This is a genomic window from Streptomyces sp. NBC_00038 (assembly GCF_026343635.1).
GTDB lineage: Bacteria > Actinomycetota > Actinomycetes > Streptomycetales > Streptomycetaceae > Streptomyces.
The window spans coordinates 1,976,518-1,990,690 of sequence record NZ_JAPELQ010000001.1 but is presented as its reverse complement, the minus strand read 5'-3'; the positions used below and the strand labels follow the sequence as shown (position 1 = coordinate 1,990,690).

Sequence of the window (14,173 nt, the reverse complement as noted above, 5' to 3'; positions counted from 1 at the left end):
GCAGCGATGTTCCGCCGTACGTTCTGGTTCACCGCGGGCGCAGCCGCCGGTGTGTGGGCCACCACCAAAGTCAATCGCAAGCTCAAGCAGCTGACCCCCGAAAGCCTCGCGGCGCAGGCCGCGAACAAGGCGATCGACGCGGGCCACCGGCTCAAGGACTTCGCGCTCGACGTCCGCGACGGAATGGTCCAGCGGGAGGCCGAACTCGACGAGGTGCTCGGCCTTAACGCACCCGTCGACCACGAACTCCCGGGCCAGCGACGCCACGCCGCGATCGAGAACCGCAACAACCCGAAGTACGTCGAGAGGTCGACGTACTCGTACAACCGGAATGAGGACCACTGATGGAGTCGGCCGAGATTCGCCGCCGCTGGTTGAGCTTCTACGAGGAGCGCGGTCACACCGTCGTCCCCTCGGCGTCGCTCATCGCGGACGACCCGACTCTGCTCCTGGTCCCCGCGGGCATGGTCCCCTTCAAGCCGTACTTCCTCGGCGAGGTCAAGCCGCCGTGGTCGCGCGCCACGAGCGTGCAGAAGTGCGTGCGGACGCCCGACATCGAAGAGGTCGGCAAGACCACCCGCCACGGCACGTTCTTCCAGATGTGCGGCAACTTCTCCTTCGGCGACTACTTCAAGGAAGGTGCCATCACCTACGCCTGGGAGCTGCTCACCTCGCCCCAGGACAAGGGTGGTTACGGGCTCGACCCCGAGCGTCTGTGGATCACGGTCTACCTCGACGACGACGAGGCCGAGTCCATCTGGCGCGACAAGATCGGCGTCCCGGCCGAGCGCATCCAGCGCCTCGGCAAGAAGGACAACTACTGGTCCATGGGCGTCCCCGGCCCCTGCGGCCCGTGTTCCGAGATCAACTACGACCGCGGCCCCGAGTTCGGCGTCGAGGGCGGCCCGGCCGTCAACGACGAGCGGTACGTGGAGATCTGGAACCTCGTCTTCATGCAGTACGAGCGCGGCGAGGGCACCTCGAAGGAGGACTTCGAGATCCTCGGCGACCTGCCCAGCAAGAACATCGACACAGGCCTCGGCCTCGAACGTCTCGCCATGATCCTGCAGGACGTGCAGAACCTGTACGAGATCGACACCTCGATGGCCGTCATCAAGAAGGCCACCGAGCTCACCGGCGTCGAGTACGGCGCGGCCCCGGACTCCGACGTCTCGCTGCGCGTGGTCACCGACCACATGCGCACCTCCGTCATGCTCATCGGCGACGGCGTGAGCCCCGGCAACGAGGGCCGCGGCTATGTGCTGCGCCGCATCATGCGCCGCGCCATCCGCAACATGCGGCTGCTCGGAGCCAGTGGCCCGGTCGTGCAGGACCTCGTCGACGTCGTCATCGAGATGATGGGCCAGCAGTACCCGGAGCTGGTTTCCGACCGCAAGCGCATCGAGACCGTTGCCCTCGCCGAGGAGGCCGCCTTCGTCAAGACCCTGAAGGCCGGCACGAACATCCTCGACACCGCTGTCACGGACACCAAGGCCGCCGGCGGCAAGGTGCTGCCCGGCGACAAGGCCTTCCTGCTCCACGACACCTGGGGCTTCCCGATCGACCTCACCCTCGAAATGGCCGCCGAACAGGGCCTTTCCGTGGACGAGGACGGCTTCCGCCGCCTGATGAAGGAGCAGCGGGACAAAGCCAAGGCCGACGCCCGGGCCAAGAAGACCGGCCATGCCGACCTCGGCGCCTACCGCCAGATCGCCGACGCCGCCGGTGAGACCGACTTCATCGGCTACGACCGGACCGAGGGCGAGTCGACGATCGTCGGCATCCTGGTCGACGGCGCCTCCTCACCCGCCGCCACCGAGGGCGACGAGGTCGAGATCGTCCTGGACCGCACCCCGTTCTACGCCGAGGGCGGCGGCCAGATCGGCGACACCGGGCGCATCAGGCTCGACACCGGTGCCGTCGTCGAGGTCCGCGACTGCCAGAAGCCGGTCCCGGGGGTCTACGTCCACAAGGGCGTCGTCCAGGTCGGCGAGGTCACCGTCGGAGCCAAGGCCCAGGCCTCCATCGACGCCCATCGCCGCAAGTCCATCGCCCGCGCCCACTCGGCCACGCACCTGACCCACCAGGCCCTGCGCGACGCCCTCGGCCCGACGGCCGCCCAGGCCGGTTCCGAGAACCAGCCCGGCCGCTTCCGCTTCGACTTCGGCTCCCCGGCCGCCGTACCGCACACGGTGATGACCGACGTCGAGCAGCAGATCAACGAGGTGCTCGCCCGCGACCTGGACGTGCACGCCGAGATCCTCAGCCTCGACGAGGCCAAGAAGCAGGGCGCCATCGCCGAGTTCGGCGAGAAGTACGGCGAGCGCGTCCGCGTCGTCACCATCGGCGACTTCTCCAAGGAGCTGTGCGGCGGCACGCACGTCCACAACACTGCCCAGCTCGGCCTGGTCAAGCTGCTCGGCGAGTCGTCCATCGGCTCCGGCGTACGCCGCATCGAAGCCCTCGTCGGCGTGGACGCGTACAACTTCCTCGCCCGCGAGCACACGGTCGTCGCCCAGCTCCAGGAGCTGGTCAAGGGCCGTCCCGAGGAGCTTCCGGAGAAGATCTCCGCCATGCTCGGCAAGCTGAAGGACGCCGAGAAGGAGATCGAGAAGTTCCGCGCGGAGAAGGTCCTCCAGGCCGCCGGCGGTCTCGTCGACTCCGCCAAGGACGTACGCGGTGTCGCTCTCGTCACCGGCCAGGTCCCGGACGGCACCAGCGCCGACGACCTGCGCAAGCTGGTCCTCGACGTGCGCGGCCGCATCCAGGGCGGACGGGCCGCCGTGGTCGCCCTCTTCACGACCGCCAACGGCAAGCCGCTCACGGTCATCGCCACCAACGAAGCCGCCCGCGAGCGCGGCCTCAAGGCCGGCGATCTGGTCCGTACGGCCGCCAAGACCCTCGGCGGCGGCGGTGGCGGCAAGCCGGACGTCGCCCAGGGCGGCGGCCAGAACCCGGCCGCCATCGGCGAGGCCGTCGACGCGGTCGAGCGGCTCGTCGCCGAGACGGCCAAGTAGGGCCCGTGGACATGCGCAGAGGACGTCGTCTCGCGATCGACGTCGGGGACGCCCGTATCGGGGTCGCCTCGTGCGACCCCGACGGGATCCTCGCGACTCCGGTCGAGACGGTTCCCGGGCGCGATGTCCCCGCCGCGCAGCGCCGGTTGAAGCAGCTCGTCGAGGAGTACGAACCCATCGAGGTGATCGTCGGTCTACCTCGCTCCCTCAAGGGGGGCGAGGGCCCGGCCGCGGTCAAGGTCCGCGCCTTCGCCCAGGACCTCGCCCAGGGCATCGCTCCCGTTCCGGTGCGGCTGGTGGACGAGCGGATGACCACGGTGACGGCCAGTCAGGGCTTGCGCGCCTCGGGCGTGAAGTCCAAGAAGGGCCGGTCCGTTATTGACCAGGCCGCCGCCGTGATTATCCTTCAGCAGGCCTTGGAGTCCGAACGGGTGTCGGGTAAATCTCCGGGCGAGGGCGTCGAAGTGGTCATCTGATCGCGATACGGTAACGTTCCGCGCGATGCGGCGGTGTTCGAACAGCCGCCGCACAGCAGAAGAGGCGGAACGGAGGCGGTGCCACAAGCGCCGTGCGGCCGCCGCCTCGCGGCTCTAGGGGATCAATGACTGAGTATGGCCGGGGCCAAGGCTCCGAACCGTGGCATCCGGAGGACCCGTTGTTCGGGGACGACGGATGGGGAGGACAGGCCGACGACGGCCAGTCCCCCTACGGCGGCCAGCCGCAGCACTATCCGCAGCAGCCGCAACAACAGCAGCAGCACCAGCAGTACGGCGACTGGGCCACCGGTCAGCAGGGTGCGTACGGTCAGGAGCAGCAGCAGTATCAAGGCCAGGGTCACCAGCAGTTCCCTGGACAGAGCCAGCAGCCGTACGTCGACCAGGCGCAGCAGCACTATGCCGATCAGGGCCAGCAGCAGTACGGCGGTCAAGGTCAGCAGCAGTACCCCGGCCAGGGCCAGCAGCAGTACACCGGTCAAGGTCAGCAGCAGTACGTCGATCAGGGGCAGCAGCAGTACGGCGGTCAGGGCCAGCAGCAGTACGACAACAGCGGCTGGGGTACCGGAGCGCACCAGCAGCAGGTTCCTTACGCCGCCGACCCGGCCGACCCCTACGGGGGTCAGCCCGTCGCGTACGGCGGTCAGCAGCCCGACCAGTACGGCACCCCCGACGCCTACCCGCCCCCCGAGCCGCCGGCCCGCCGTCGTGCCGAGCCCGAGCCGAAGACCGACTGGGATCCCGGACCCGATCAGGGCGAGCACGCCTTCTTCGCCGGGGGCGGCGACGATGACGACGACTCGGACGACGACGATCCGAAGGGCCGCGGTGGACGCGGTGACAAGAAGGGGCGCGGCGGCAAGGGCGGCAAGAAACGCCGCAGCGGGTGTGCCTGTCTGGTGGTCGTGCTGGTCTTCGGAGGCGGGCTCGGCGGAGTCGGCTATTTCGGGTACCAGTTCTATCAGAATCGTTTCGGCGCGGCGCCCGACTACGCCGGGGACGGCACCAGCGCGACCGTGAACGTCACCATTGCCAAGGGCTCCGGCGGTTATGCGATCGGGCAGGCATTGAAGGATGCCGGTGTCGTCAAGAGTGTCGACGCTTTTGTCGCTGCGCAGTCGCAGAATCCCAAGGGGAATTCCATCCAGGCGGGTGTCTACACGCTCAAGAAGGAAATGTCCGGGGAAAGCGCTGTCGCAATGATGCTCAGCCCGAGCAGTCGCGACAACCTGATCATTGCCGAAGGCAAGCGCAACGCCGAGATCTACGCGATGATCGACAAACGCCTCGAAATCAAGTCGGGCACGACCGAGGGAGTCGCCGACAAGGAATGGGAGACCCTCGGTCTTCCGGACTGGGCGAACACGGACAAGGACATCAAGGACCCGCTGGAAGGATTCCTCTACCCCTCCAGCTACGCGGTGTCCAAGGGCATGAAGCCCAAGGACGTCCTGAAGCAGATGGTCGACCTCGCCAACGAGAAGTACACCGACTTCGGCCTCCAGTCGAAGGCCAAGGCTCTGGACCTCGAAGACCCGCTGCAGCTCCTCACGGTGGCGAGCCTCGTCCAGAAGGAAGGCAAGTACAAGCACGACTTCGAAAAGGTCGCGACGGTCGTCTACAACCGCCTGAAGCCGGACAACACCGAGACCTACGGCCTGCTCGACTTCGACTCGACGGTGAACTACCTGAAGGGCGAGTCCAAGCTGGCAACCGGTTCGGTCGACGACCTGCGGAAGATCGACGACCCCTACAACACGTACAAGATCAGGGGTTTGCCCCCCGGGCCCATCAGTAATCCCGGCGAAGAGGCGATTCAGGCAGCACTCAAGCCCGCCAAGGGAAACTGGTACTACTTCGTATCGATCAGCGCGGACAAGACGCTCTTCGCGGAGACGAACGAAGAGCAGAACGCCAACCGCGAGAAGTACCTCGAAGAACTGAAGGACGAATGAGCGGTACCGACAGCCAGCGCCGAGCCGCCGTACTCGGTTCCCCGATCGCCCATTCCCTCTCCCCGGTGCTGCACCGCGCCGCCTACGAGGAACTCGGCCTCGGTGACTGGTCGTACGACCGTTTCGACGTCGACGAGGAGGCGTTGCCCGGGTTCTTCGGGCAACTGGGACCGGAGTGGGCGGGGCTGTCGCTGACCATGCCGCTCAAGCGGGCCGTCATTCCGCTGCTCGACGGGATCAGCGAGACGGCGGCCTCCGTCGAGGCGGTCAACACGGTCGTGTTCACCGAGGACGGGCGGCGCCTCGGCGACAACACCGACATCCCCGGGATGGTCGCCGCCCTGCGCGAACGGGGCATCGAGCAGGTCGACTCCGCCGCGATCCTCGGAGCGGGCGCCACGGCGTCGTCCGCGCTGGCCGCGCTCGCACGGATCTGCACCGGCGAGGTCGTCGCGTACGTCCGAAGCGCGGAGCGTGCCGCCGAGATGCGGCAGTGGGGCGAGCGGCTCGACGTGGAGGTGAGGATCCAGGACTGGGCGGACGCCGCGCAGGCGCTGCACGCGCCGCTCGTGATCGCCACGACCCCGGCGGGCACGACGGACGCGCTGGCCGCGGCCATTCCCGAACGGGCCACCACCCTGTTCGACGTGCTGTACGACCCGTGGCCGACCGAGCTCGCGGCACGCTGGTCCGCCTACGGCGGTGCGGTGGTCAGCGGACTCGACCTGCTGGTGCACCAGGCGGTGCTCCAGGTCGAGCAGATGACCGGCCGCGCCCCTGCGCCGCTCGACGCCATGCGGAAGGCCGGCGAACACGCCCTCGCCGCCCACTGACACGTTTCCGACCCGGCCGCGTCCGTCCGCCTGATGGACCTGTGGCCGGTTCTCATACGTGGACGTGGGAGGATCGGAGGTGGCGGGCCAGGGCCGCGCACCCGGTCGCGCCGTCGCCGTACGCGAGGACGCGCGTACGCAGCAGCAGTACAGGGCGCGAGCATGAGGAGCACCGTTGAGCAGGTTGCGCTGGCTGACCGCGGGGGAGTCCCACGGACCCGCACTTGTCGCGACGCTGGAGGGACTTCCCGCCGGCGTGCCGATCACCACGGACATGGTGGCGGACCACCTGGCCCGGCGGCGGCTCGGCTATGGACGCGGTGCCCGGATGAAATTCGAGCGCGACGAGGTCACCTTCCTGGGCGGCGTACGCCACGGGCTCACCCTCGGATCGCCGATCGCGATCATGGTCGGCAACACCGAGTGGCCCAAGTGGGACCAGGTCATGGCCGCCGACCCGGTCGACCCGGCGATCCTCGCCGGTGTGGCCCGCAACGCGCCGCTGACCCGGCCCCGGCCCGGTCACGCGGACCTCGCGGGCATGCAGAAGTACGGCTTCGACGAGGCCAGGCCGATCCTGGAGCGTGCCTCCGCCCGCGAAACCGCGGCGCGTGTGGCGCTGGGCGCGGTGGCCCGCTCCTACCTGAAGGAGACGGCCGGGATCGAGATCGTTTCGCACGTCGTCGAGCTGGCCGCGGCGAAGGCTCCGTACGGCGTCTACCCCAAGCCCTCCGACGTCGAGAAGCTCGACGCCGACCCGGTGCGCTGCCTGGACGCCGACGCGTCGAAGGCGATGGTCGCGGAGATCGACCAGGCCCACAAGGACGGCGACACGCTCGGTGGCGTGGTCGAGGTGCTGGCGTACGGCGTGCCCGTGGGCCTCGGCTCGCACGTGCACTGGGACCGGCGCCTCGACGCCCGGCTGGCGGCCGCGCTCATGGGCATCCAGGCCATCAAGGGCGTCGAGGTCGGCGACGGCTTCGAGCTGGCGCGGGTGCCGGGCTCGCAGGCGCACGACGAGATCGTCCACACCGAGGACGGCATCCGGCGCACCTCCGGTCGCTCCGGCGGTACTGAGGGCGGTCTGACCACCGGTGAACTGCTGCGCGTACGCGCCGCGATGAAGCCGATCGCGACCGTGCCCCGCGCGCTGGCGACCATCGATGTGGCGACCGGCGAGGCCGCCAAGGCGCATCACCAGCGTTCCGACGTGTGCGCGGTCCCGGCGGCCGGGATCGTCGCCGAGGCGATGGTGGCGCTGGTCCTGGCGGACGCGGTGGCGGAGAAGTTCGCCGGCGACAGCGTCCCGGAGACGCGCCGCAACGTGCGCGGCTACCTCGAGAACCTGGTCGTGCGGTGACCCCTCCGCGGATCGTCCTCGTCGGCCCGATGGGTGTCGGCAAGTCCACGGTCGGCGCGCTGGTCGCCGAGCGGCTCGGGTGCGCCTACCGGGACACCGACGAGGACATCGTGGCCGCCGAGGGCCGCACCATCGCCGACATCTTCGTCGACGAGGGCGAGCCGGCCTTCCGCGCGATCGAGAAGCGGGCGGTGCACCGGGCGCTGGCCGAGCACGACGGTGTCCTGGCGCTCGGCGGTGGCTCGATCCTCGACGAGGAGACGCGCGCCCTGCTCGCCGGACACCAGGTCGTGTACCTCTCGATGGACGTCGAGGAGGCGGTCAAGCGCACCGGCCTGAACGCGGCGAGGCCGCTGTTGGCCGTCAACCCGCGCCGCCAGTGGCGTGACCTGATGGAAGCGCGCCGCCACCTCTACACCGAAGTCGCCCGGGCGGTCGTGGCCACCGACGACCGCACCCCCGAAGAGGTCGCCCAAGCGGTCCTCGACGCACTGGAGTTGAAGGAAGCATGAGCGAGGCAGTGACCCGTATCCAGGTCGGCGGCACCGCGGGCACCGACCCCTACGAGGTGCTGGTCGGCCGTCAACTCCTCGGTGAGCTCGGCGGGTTGATCGGTGACAAGGCGCAGCGCGTCGCGGTCATCCACCCCGAGGCGCTCGCCGACACCGGCGAGGCGCTCTGCGCCGACCTGGGCGAGCAGGGTTACGAGGCCGTCGCCATCCAGGTGCCGAACGCCGAGGAGGCCAAGACCGCCGAGGTCGCCGCCTACTGCTGGAAGGCGCTCGGCCAGTCCGGTTTCACCCGCAGCGACGTCATCGTGGGCGTCGGCGGCGGCGCCACCACCGACCTGGCCGGTTTCGTGGCGGCGACCTGGCTGCGCGGGGTGCGCTGGATCGTCGTCCCCACCACCGTGCTTGCCATGGTGGACGCGGCGGTGGGCGGCAAGACCGGCATCAACACCGCGGAGGGCAAGAACCTCGTCGGCTCCTTCCACCCGCCGGCCGGAGTGCTCTGCGACCTGGCCGCCCTCGACTCGCTGCCGGTCAACGACTTCGTGTCCGGGCTCGCGGAGATCATCAAGGCCGGTTTCATCGCCGACCCGGTGATCCTCGAACTCATCGAGGAGGACCCCGAGGCGGCCCGTACGCCCGCGGGACCGCACACCGCCGAGCTGATCGAGCGGTCCATCAAGGTCAAGGCCGAGGTCGTCTCCGGCGACCTCAAGGAGTCCGGGCTGCGGGAGATCCTCAACTACGGCCACACCCTCGCGCACGCGATCGAGAAGAACGAGCGCTACAAGTGGCGGCACGGCGCGGCCGTCGCCGTCGGCATGCACTTCGCCGCCGAACTCGGCCGTCTGGCGGGCCGGCTGGACGACGAGACCGCCGACCGTCACCGCACGATCCTGGAATCCGTCGGCCTCCCGCTGAGCTACCGCCACGACCAGTGGCCCAAGCTCCTGGAGAACATGAAGCTCGACAAGAAGTCCCGCGGCAACCTGCTGCGCTTCATCGTCCTCGACGGGCTCGCCAAGCCGACCGTCCTGGAGGGCCCCGACCCGGCCGTCCTCCTCGCCGCGTACGGCGAAGTCGGGGAGTAGGCGCGGATCGGCGGCTCGCTGCGGCGTGACTTAAGAACGCAACGTCCAACGAGCCCGCACTTGGCCCGGTTTGCCCCCGGTCGACGGGCACTTCGCACCTTCCCCGGCCGTTCACACAACGGCGGCCGGGGAAGGTACCGTTCGGTAGCGAGCGGGCCTCGAGCCTCGCTCGCCAGCCCCAATCGCCTGCCGCGACCGAGGCGTCCCGGCGGCGAACGAGCCAAAGATCACGAGACGGAGTGGCACCGGATGCAGCACGCAGTGGGGGCTCCGCTGCCGCCGCCCCAGCAGCCGGGGCAGGGACCGGGCGCCGGCTGGTCGCCGGCCGGACCGCAGCCCGGACACCCGGGTCCCGTCCCCCCGCCCCCGCCCGCCCCCGGTTTCACCGGCCCGCCGCCAGGACACGCGGCGCCCCACTCGCACGTACCGCAGCATGCGCCCCCGCAGCACGCCCCCGTGCCGCCCACGCCGGACACCACCGGCCATGTGCAGCTGCCCCCGGGCGGACCGGTCGCCAGGCCGAGCGCGCCGCCCGCCGCCGGCCAGGCCGACCCCACGTCCACCACGCTCGCCATCCTGCTCATCGGCCCCGCGGGCGCCGGGAAGACCAGCGTCGCCAAGTACTGGGCCGACCACCGCCGGGTGCCCACCGCCCACATCAGCCTCGACGACGTACGCGAATGGGTCCGCTCGGGCTTCGCCGACCCTCAGTCGGGGTGGAACGACCATTCGGAGGCGCAGTACCGCCTGGCCCGCCGCACCTGCGGATTCGCCGCGCGGAACTTCCTCGCCAACGGCATCTCCTGCATCCTCGACGACGCCGTGTTCCCGGACCGACCGGTCGTCGGCCTCGGCGGCTGGAAGCGGCACGTCGGGCCTGGGCTGCTGCCCGTCGTCCTGCTGCCGGGCCTGGAGATAGTCCTGGAGCGCAACGCCGAGCGCTCCGGAAACCGCCGCCTCACCGACGAGGAAGTCGCCCGTATCCACGGCCGGATGGCCGGCTGGTACGGCTCGGGGCTCCCCATCATCGACAACTCGCAGCTGGACGTACCGACCACCGCCCGTGTCCTGGACGACGTGCTCGCGCGGTCGATCGCCAGCCCGCCCCAGTGGTAGTCCGGACCGGCCCGCCGCCCGTCCAGCCCCGCTGAACCGGCGCCATCCCGCCACCGCTCGTACGCTCGATTCATGTCAGAGGTGTACGCGGCCCGCCGAGAGCGGCTCCGGGAGCGTTGTACGGCCGGCGGCAGCGCTACGGCGCTCGTCACCCGCCCTGCCAATGTGAGGTATCTCGCCGGCGCGGCCCCGCACGGCGCCGTCCTCCTGCTCGGCAGGGGTGAGGATCTGCTGCTCTGCGGCGGCCCCCCGAGCGGCGAGGCCGAAGAGGGACGTCCGGACGAGGCGCTGCGGGTGCAGGCCCTGCCGGGCCCCGGCGGTGATCCGGCCGTCGCCGCGGCCGACGTGGCCCTCGCGCAGGGCGCCGAGTCCCTCGCCGTCGAGGAGCACCACCTGACCGTCACCCGGCACCGTGCGATCGGTTCGGTCGCGCCGCGGCTGCGCCTCGCCGACCTGGGCGGTGCGGTGGAGCAGCTACGGGTGATCAAGGACGAGGAGGAGATCTCCTGTCTGCGGATCGGCGCCGAGATCGCCGACCAGGCCTTGGGCGAGCTCCTCGAATCGATCCTCGTGGGCCGGACCGAGCGCCATCTCGCGCTCGAACTGGAGCGGCGCCTCGTCGACCACGGCGCGGACGGCCCGGCCTTCGCGACCTCGGTCGGCACCGGGCCGAACTCGGGACGCCGTGGACACCGGCCCACCGACCGGCGGGTCGAAGAAGGAGATTTCCTTTCCGTCTGCCTCGGTGCGACCTACCGCGGCTACCGCTGTGAGATCGGCCGTACGTTCGTGATCGGGACCTCACCGGCCGACTGGCAGATCGAGCTGTACGACCTCGTCTTCGCCGCCCAGCGCGCCGGACGCGAGGCGCTGGCACCCGGCGCCGCCTACCGTGACGTGGACCGCGCGGCCCGCCAGGTACTCGACTCCGCGGGGTACACGGAAGGCCTTCCTCCGCTGACCGGGCACGGTGTGGGGCTCGAAATCGACGAGGACCCGCAGCTGGCCCCCGCGGCCATGGGTAAACTGGACGCTTGCGTGCCGGTCACCGTCGAACCGGGGGTCCACCTCCCGGGCCGGGGCGGTGTCCGGATCGATGACACGCTCGTCGTACGCCCCGAGGCGGACGGCGGACCCGAGCTACTCACCATTACGACCAAGGAACTGCTCGCGCTCTAGCCTCTGAGCTGTGTGCGTGCCCCGGGGTCGTCCACGTCAGTCCAGGAGATTCCGCAACCGTGGCTTCCACGAACGACCTCAAGAACGGCCTGGTGCTCAAGCTCGACGGAGGCCAGCTCTGGTCCGTCGTCGAGTTCCAGCACGTCAAGCCCGGCAAGGGCCCGGCCTTCGTGCGCACCAAGCTGAAGAACGTGCTCTCCGGCAAGGTCGTCGACAAGACGTTCAACGCCGGCGTCAAGGTCGAGACGGCCACGATCGACAAGCGCGACATGCAGTTCTCGTACATGGACGGCGAGTACTTCGTCTTCATGGACATGGACACGTACGACCAGCTGATGGTCGACCGCAAGTCCGTCGGCGATGCCGCCAACTTCCTGATCGAGGGCTTCACGGCCACCGTCGCGCAGCATGAGGGTTCGGTGCTCTTCGTCGAGCTGCCGGCCGCCGTCGAGCTCGTGATCCAGGAGACCGAGCCCGGTGTCCAGGGCGACCGCTCCACCGGTGGCACCAAGCCCGCCACCCTGGAGACCGGCCACCAGATCAACGTGCCGCTCTTCATCACCACCGGTGAGAAGATCAAGGTCGACACCCGCACGAGCGACTACCTCGGCCGGGTGAACAGCTAACCGTGGCTGCCCGCAACACGGCCCGCAAGCGCGCCTTCCAGATCCTCTTCGAGGGCGACCAGCGCGATGTGGACGTCCTGACGGTCCTCGCGGACTGGATCCGGCATTCCCGGACCGACACCCGGCAGCCGCCGGTGAGCGAATACACGATGCAGTTGGTCGAGGGGTACGCCACCAAGGTGCGCCGGATCGACGACCTGATCGCGCAGTACGCCGTCGGCTGGACGCTGGACAGGATGCCGGTCGTGGACCGCAACATCCTGCGCCTCGGTGCCTACGAGCTGATCTGGGTCGACGAGACCCCGGATGCCGTGGTGCTCGACGAGGCGGTGCAGTTGGCGAAGGAGTTCTCCACGGACGACTCGCCCGCGTTCGTGAACGGCCTCCTCGGCCGGTTCAAGGACCTGAAGCCGTCGCTCCGCCGGGACGAGTCCTAGGACGCGCCCCGAGACGTACGTGACGGCGAGCGAAAGCCACGAAAACGCCGGAGGGCCCGCAGCACGTCTGCTGCGGGCCCTCCGGCGTTCCGGTACCCGGGAAGGCTCCGAGGGCCGCAGAAAGCCGCCGGGGTGGCCGGAACGATGTGTTCCGGCCACCCCGGCGGCACGTTTCTGCTGAAGTGCTGGTTGGGATCAGCCCTCGTCGTGGGAGACCGCGCGGCGCGCGTCGGCGTCCAGGACGCCCCAGCTGATCAGCTGCTCGGTGAGGACCGAGGGCGACTGGTCGTAGATGACGGCGAGGGTGCGCAGGTCGTCCTGGCGGATCGACAGCACCTTGCCGTTGTAGTCACCGCGCTGCGACTGGATCGTCGCGGCGTAGCGCTGCAGGGGGCCCGCCTTCTCGGCCGGCACGTGGGCCAGGCGCTCGAGGTCCAGGACCAGCTTCGGCGGCGGCTCGGCGGCCCCGCCCGGAGTGGTGCCCGGCAGCAGCTCCTGCACCGGAACCCCGTAGAAGTCCGCGAGCTCGGCAAGGCGCTGCACGGTGACGGCGCGGTCGCCGCGCTCGTACGAACCGACCACGACCGCCTTCCAGCGTCCCTGGGACTTCTCCTCGACGCCGTGGAGGGAAAGGCCCTGCTGGGTGCGGATGGCCCGGAGCTTGGCCCCGAGCTGTTTGGCGTATTCGCTGGACATATAGCTCCCCGGACGCTGTATCAACGTGCGGCTCGGCCGCGCGGCTGGTGACTCTGGTGACTCACTGTGAGGTTACGCAGCGTTACTCTCCCCCGTCAAGCCGAATGGTTCGGACCGACCCTTTGGTGGGAGTCGCCGGCGGTGGCTTGAAGGGGGGTGATCAGGCGCGTTGCCGGGCTGGTAGCGTGGATGGCGCAATTCCGACGTCCTTTAATGATCCGTCCCGTGAGGCGGAGAAGGAGGTCCGTTTTCATATGGACACCGAGCATGACAAGCAGCAATACGAAGCCGATGCGCGGCCGGTTCTCGAAGGCCCCGACATCGCGCGGGTGTTGACCCGCATCGCCCACGAGATCGTCGAGCGCGCCAAGGGCGCCGACGACGTGGTACTTCTCGGCATCCCGACCCGGGGCGTCTTCCTCGCCCGGAGGCTCGCCGTGAAGCTGGCGGAGATCACCGGCCGCAAGATCCCGGTCGGCTCGCTCGACATCACCATGTACCGCGACGACCTGCGCATGCATCCGCCGCGTGCGCTGGCCCGCACCGAGATTCCCGGTGACGGCATCGACGGCCGCCTGGTCGTCCTGGTCGACGACGTGCTCTTCTCCGGCCGCACCATCCGCGCGGCGCTCGACGCGCTGAACGACATCGGCCGCCCGCGCGCCGTGCAGCTCGCGGTCCTCGTCGACCGCGGCCACCGCGAACTGCCCATCCGCGCCGACTACGTCGGCAAGAACCTCCCCACGTCGTTGCGGGAGACGGTCAAGGTCCAGCTCGCCGAGGAGGACGGTCGCGACACCGTGCTGCTCGGCGCGAAGCGGACCTCCACGGGCGAGCAGCAGTAGCACTCAGCCGTACGC

At 69.7% G+C, this 14,173-nt stretch carries 14 protein-coding genes; 13 read left to right on the top strand and 1 reads right to left on the bottom strand.

Going from position 1 to position 14,173, the window contains the following annotated elements:
• The first annotated feature begins 6 nt into the window (after window positions 1–6).
• The 12 genes from OG219_RS09220 (at window position 7) to nusB (ending at window position 12,617) form a co-directional block, all read left to right on the top strand.
• Window positions 7–345 carry a DUF6167 family protein gene (locus tag OG219_RS09220; protein WP_266467579.1) on the top strand — a complete coding sequence of 113 codons (339 nt, stop codon included), beginning with the start codon at window positions 7–9 and terminating at the stop codon, window positions 343–345.
• Entirely contained in the window at window positions 345–3,017 is a 2,673-nt protein-coding gene (gene alaS / locus OG219_RS09215; RefSeq protein WP_266824771.1) for an alanine--tRNA ligase, read from the top strand. The genes OG219_RS09220 and alaS overlap by 1 nt, the downstream gene beginning before the upstream one ends.
• Before the next feature lie 11 nt (window positions 3,018–3,028).
• Window positions 3,029–3,493 (top strand): Holliday junction resolvase RuvX, encoded by a 465-nt coding sequence (gene ruvX, locus OG219_RS09210; protein ID WP_266824769.1) that lies wholly within the window; start codon window positions 3,029–3,031, stop codon window positions 3,491–3,493.
• Window positions 3,494–3,618: 125 nt separating this feature from the next.
• Window positions 3,619–5,466 carry an endolytic transglycosylase MltG gene (mltG, locus tag OG219_RS09205; RefSeq protein WP_266824766.1) on the top strand — a complete coding sequence of 616 codons (1,848 nt, stop codon included), beginning with the start codon at window positions 3,619–3,621 and terminating at the stop codon, window positions 5,464–5,466.
• A complete protein-coding gene (locus OG219_RS09200; protein ID WP_266824763.1) occupies window positions 5,463–6,299 on the top strand; it encodes a shikimate dehydrogenase in 837 nt (278 codons plus the stop codon). The genes mltG and OG219_RS09200 overlap by 4 nt, the downstream gene beginning before the upstream one ends.
• A gap of 175 nt (window positions 6,300–6,474) precedes the next feature.
• Window positions 6,475–7,659 carry a chorismate synthase gene (aroC, locus tag OG219_RS09195; protein WP_266824761.1) on the top strand — a complete coding sequence of 395 codons (1,185 nt, stop codon included), beginning with the start codon at window positions 6,475–6,477 and terminating at the stop codon, window positions 7,657–7,659.
• The gene (locus OG219_RS09190) at window positions 7,656–8,171 is read left to right on the top strand and encodes a shikimate kinase (protein ID WP_266824759.1); all 516 of its coding nucleotides are present in this window, start codon (window positions 7,656–7,658) and stop codon (window positions 8,169–8,171) included. Before aroC ends, OG219_RS09190 begins: the two co-directional genes overlap by 4 nt.
• Window positions 8,168–9,259 (top strand): 3-dehydroquinate synthase, encoded by a 1,092-nt coding sequence (gene aroB / locus OG219_RS09185; RefSeq protein ID WP_266824757.1) that lies wholly within the window; start codon window positions 8,168–8,170, stop codon window positions 9,257–9,259. Before OG219_RS09190 ends, aroB begins: the two co-directional genes overlap by 4 nt.
• A gap of 249 nt (window positions 9,260–9,508) precedes the next feature.
• The gene (locus OG219_RS09180; RefSeq protein ID WP_266824755.1) at window positions 9,509–10,375 is read left to right on the top strand and encodes a Pro-rich N-terminal domain-containing protein; all 867 of its coding nucleotides are present in this window, start codon (window positions 9,509–9,511) and stop codon (window positions 10,373–10,375) included.
• A gap of 72 nt (window positions 10,376–10,447) precedes the next feature.
• Complete coding sequence (locus OG219_RS09175; protein ID WP_266824753.1) at window positions 10,448–11,554, top strand: aminopeptidase P family protein; 1,107 nt, start codon at window positions 10,448–10,450, stop codon at window positions 11,552–11,554.
• A 59-nt stretch (window positions 11,555–11,613) separates the two neighbouring features.
• Window positions 11,614–12,180, top strand: coding sequence for an elongation factor P (efp, locus tag OG219_RS09170; RefSeq protein ID WP_266824751.1), 567 nt, complete (start codon window positions 11,614–11,616; stop codon window positions 12,178–12,180).
• Between the two features lie 2 nt (window positions 12,181–12,182).
• On the top strand, window positions 12,183–12,617 hold the full coding sequence (nusB, locus tag OG219_RS09165; RefSeq protein ID WP_266467610.1) for a transcription antitermination factor NusB: 435 nt from the start codon (window positions 12,183–12,185) through the stop codon (window positions 12,615–12,617).
• Between the two features lie 195 nt (window positions 12,618–12,812).
• On the opposite strand, the gene bldD is transcribed toward nusB, so the two are convergent.
• Window positions 12,813–13,313 (bottom strand): transcriptional regulator BldD, encoded by a 501-nt coding sequence (gene bldD / locus OG219_RS09160; RefSeq protein ID WP_067366005.1) that lies wholly within the window; start codon window positions 13,311–13,313, stop codon window positions 12,813–12,815.
• Between the two features lie 254 nt (window positions 13,314–13,567).
• Here bldD and pyrR point away from each other — a divergent pair, with 254 nt between their 5' ends.
• Complete coding sequence (gene pyrR, locus OG219_RS09155) at window positions 13,568–14,158, top strand: bifunctional pyr operon transcriptional regulator/uracil phosphoribosyltransferase PyrR (RefSeq protein WP_266467615.1); 591 nt, start codon at window positions 13,568–13,570, stop codon at window positions 14,156–14,158.
• Window positions 14,159–14,173: the final 15 nt, after the last annotated feature.

Bases quoted from the DNA above. Each gene is read 5' to 3' on its own strand.
- OG219_RS09180 (WP_266824755.1), top strand. From the start codon at position 9,509: ATGCAGCACGCAGTGGGGGCTCCGCTGCCGCCGCCCCAGCAGCCGGGG.
- OG219_RS09200 (WP_266824763.1), top strand. From the start codon at position 5,463: ATGAGCGGTACCGACAGCCAGCGCCGAGCCGCCGTACTCGGTTCCCCG.
- mltG (WP_266824766.1), top strand. From the start codon at position 3,619: ATGACTGAGTATGGCCGGGGCCAAGGCTCCGAACCGTGGCATCCGGAG.
- ruvX (WP_266824769.1), top strand. From the start codon at position 3,029: ATGCGCAGAGGACGTCGTCTCGCGATCGACGTCGGGGACGCCCGTATC.
- OG219_RS09175 (WP_266824753.1), top strand. From the start codon at position 10,448: ATGTCAGAGGTGTACGCGGCCCGCCGAGAGCGGCTCCGGGAGCGTTGT.
- alaS (WP_266824771.1), top strand. From the start codon at position 345: ATGGAGTCGGCCGAGATTCGCCGCCGCTGGTTGAGCTTCTACGAGGAG.
- aroB (WP_266824757.1), top strand. From the start codon at position 8,168: ATGAGCGAGGCAGTGACCCGTATCCAGGTCGGCGGCACCGCGGGCACC.
- pyrR (WP_266467615.1), top strand. From the start codon at position 13,568: ATGGACACCGAGCATGACAAGCAGCAATACGAAGCCGATGCGCGGCCG.
- bldD (WP_067366005.1), bottom strand. From the start codon at position 13,313: ATGTCCAGCGAATACGCCAAACAGCTCGGGGCCAAGCTCCGGGCCATC.
- OG219_RS09220 (WP_266467579.1), top strand. From the start codon at position 7: ATGTTCCGCCGTACGTTCTGGTTCACCGCGGGCGCAGCCGCCGGTGTG.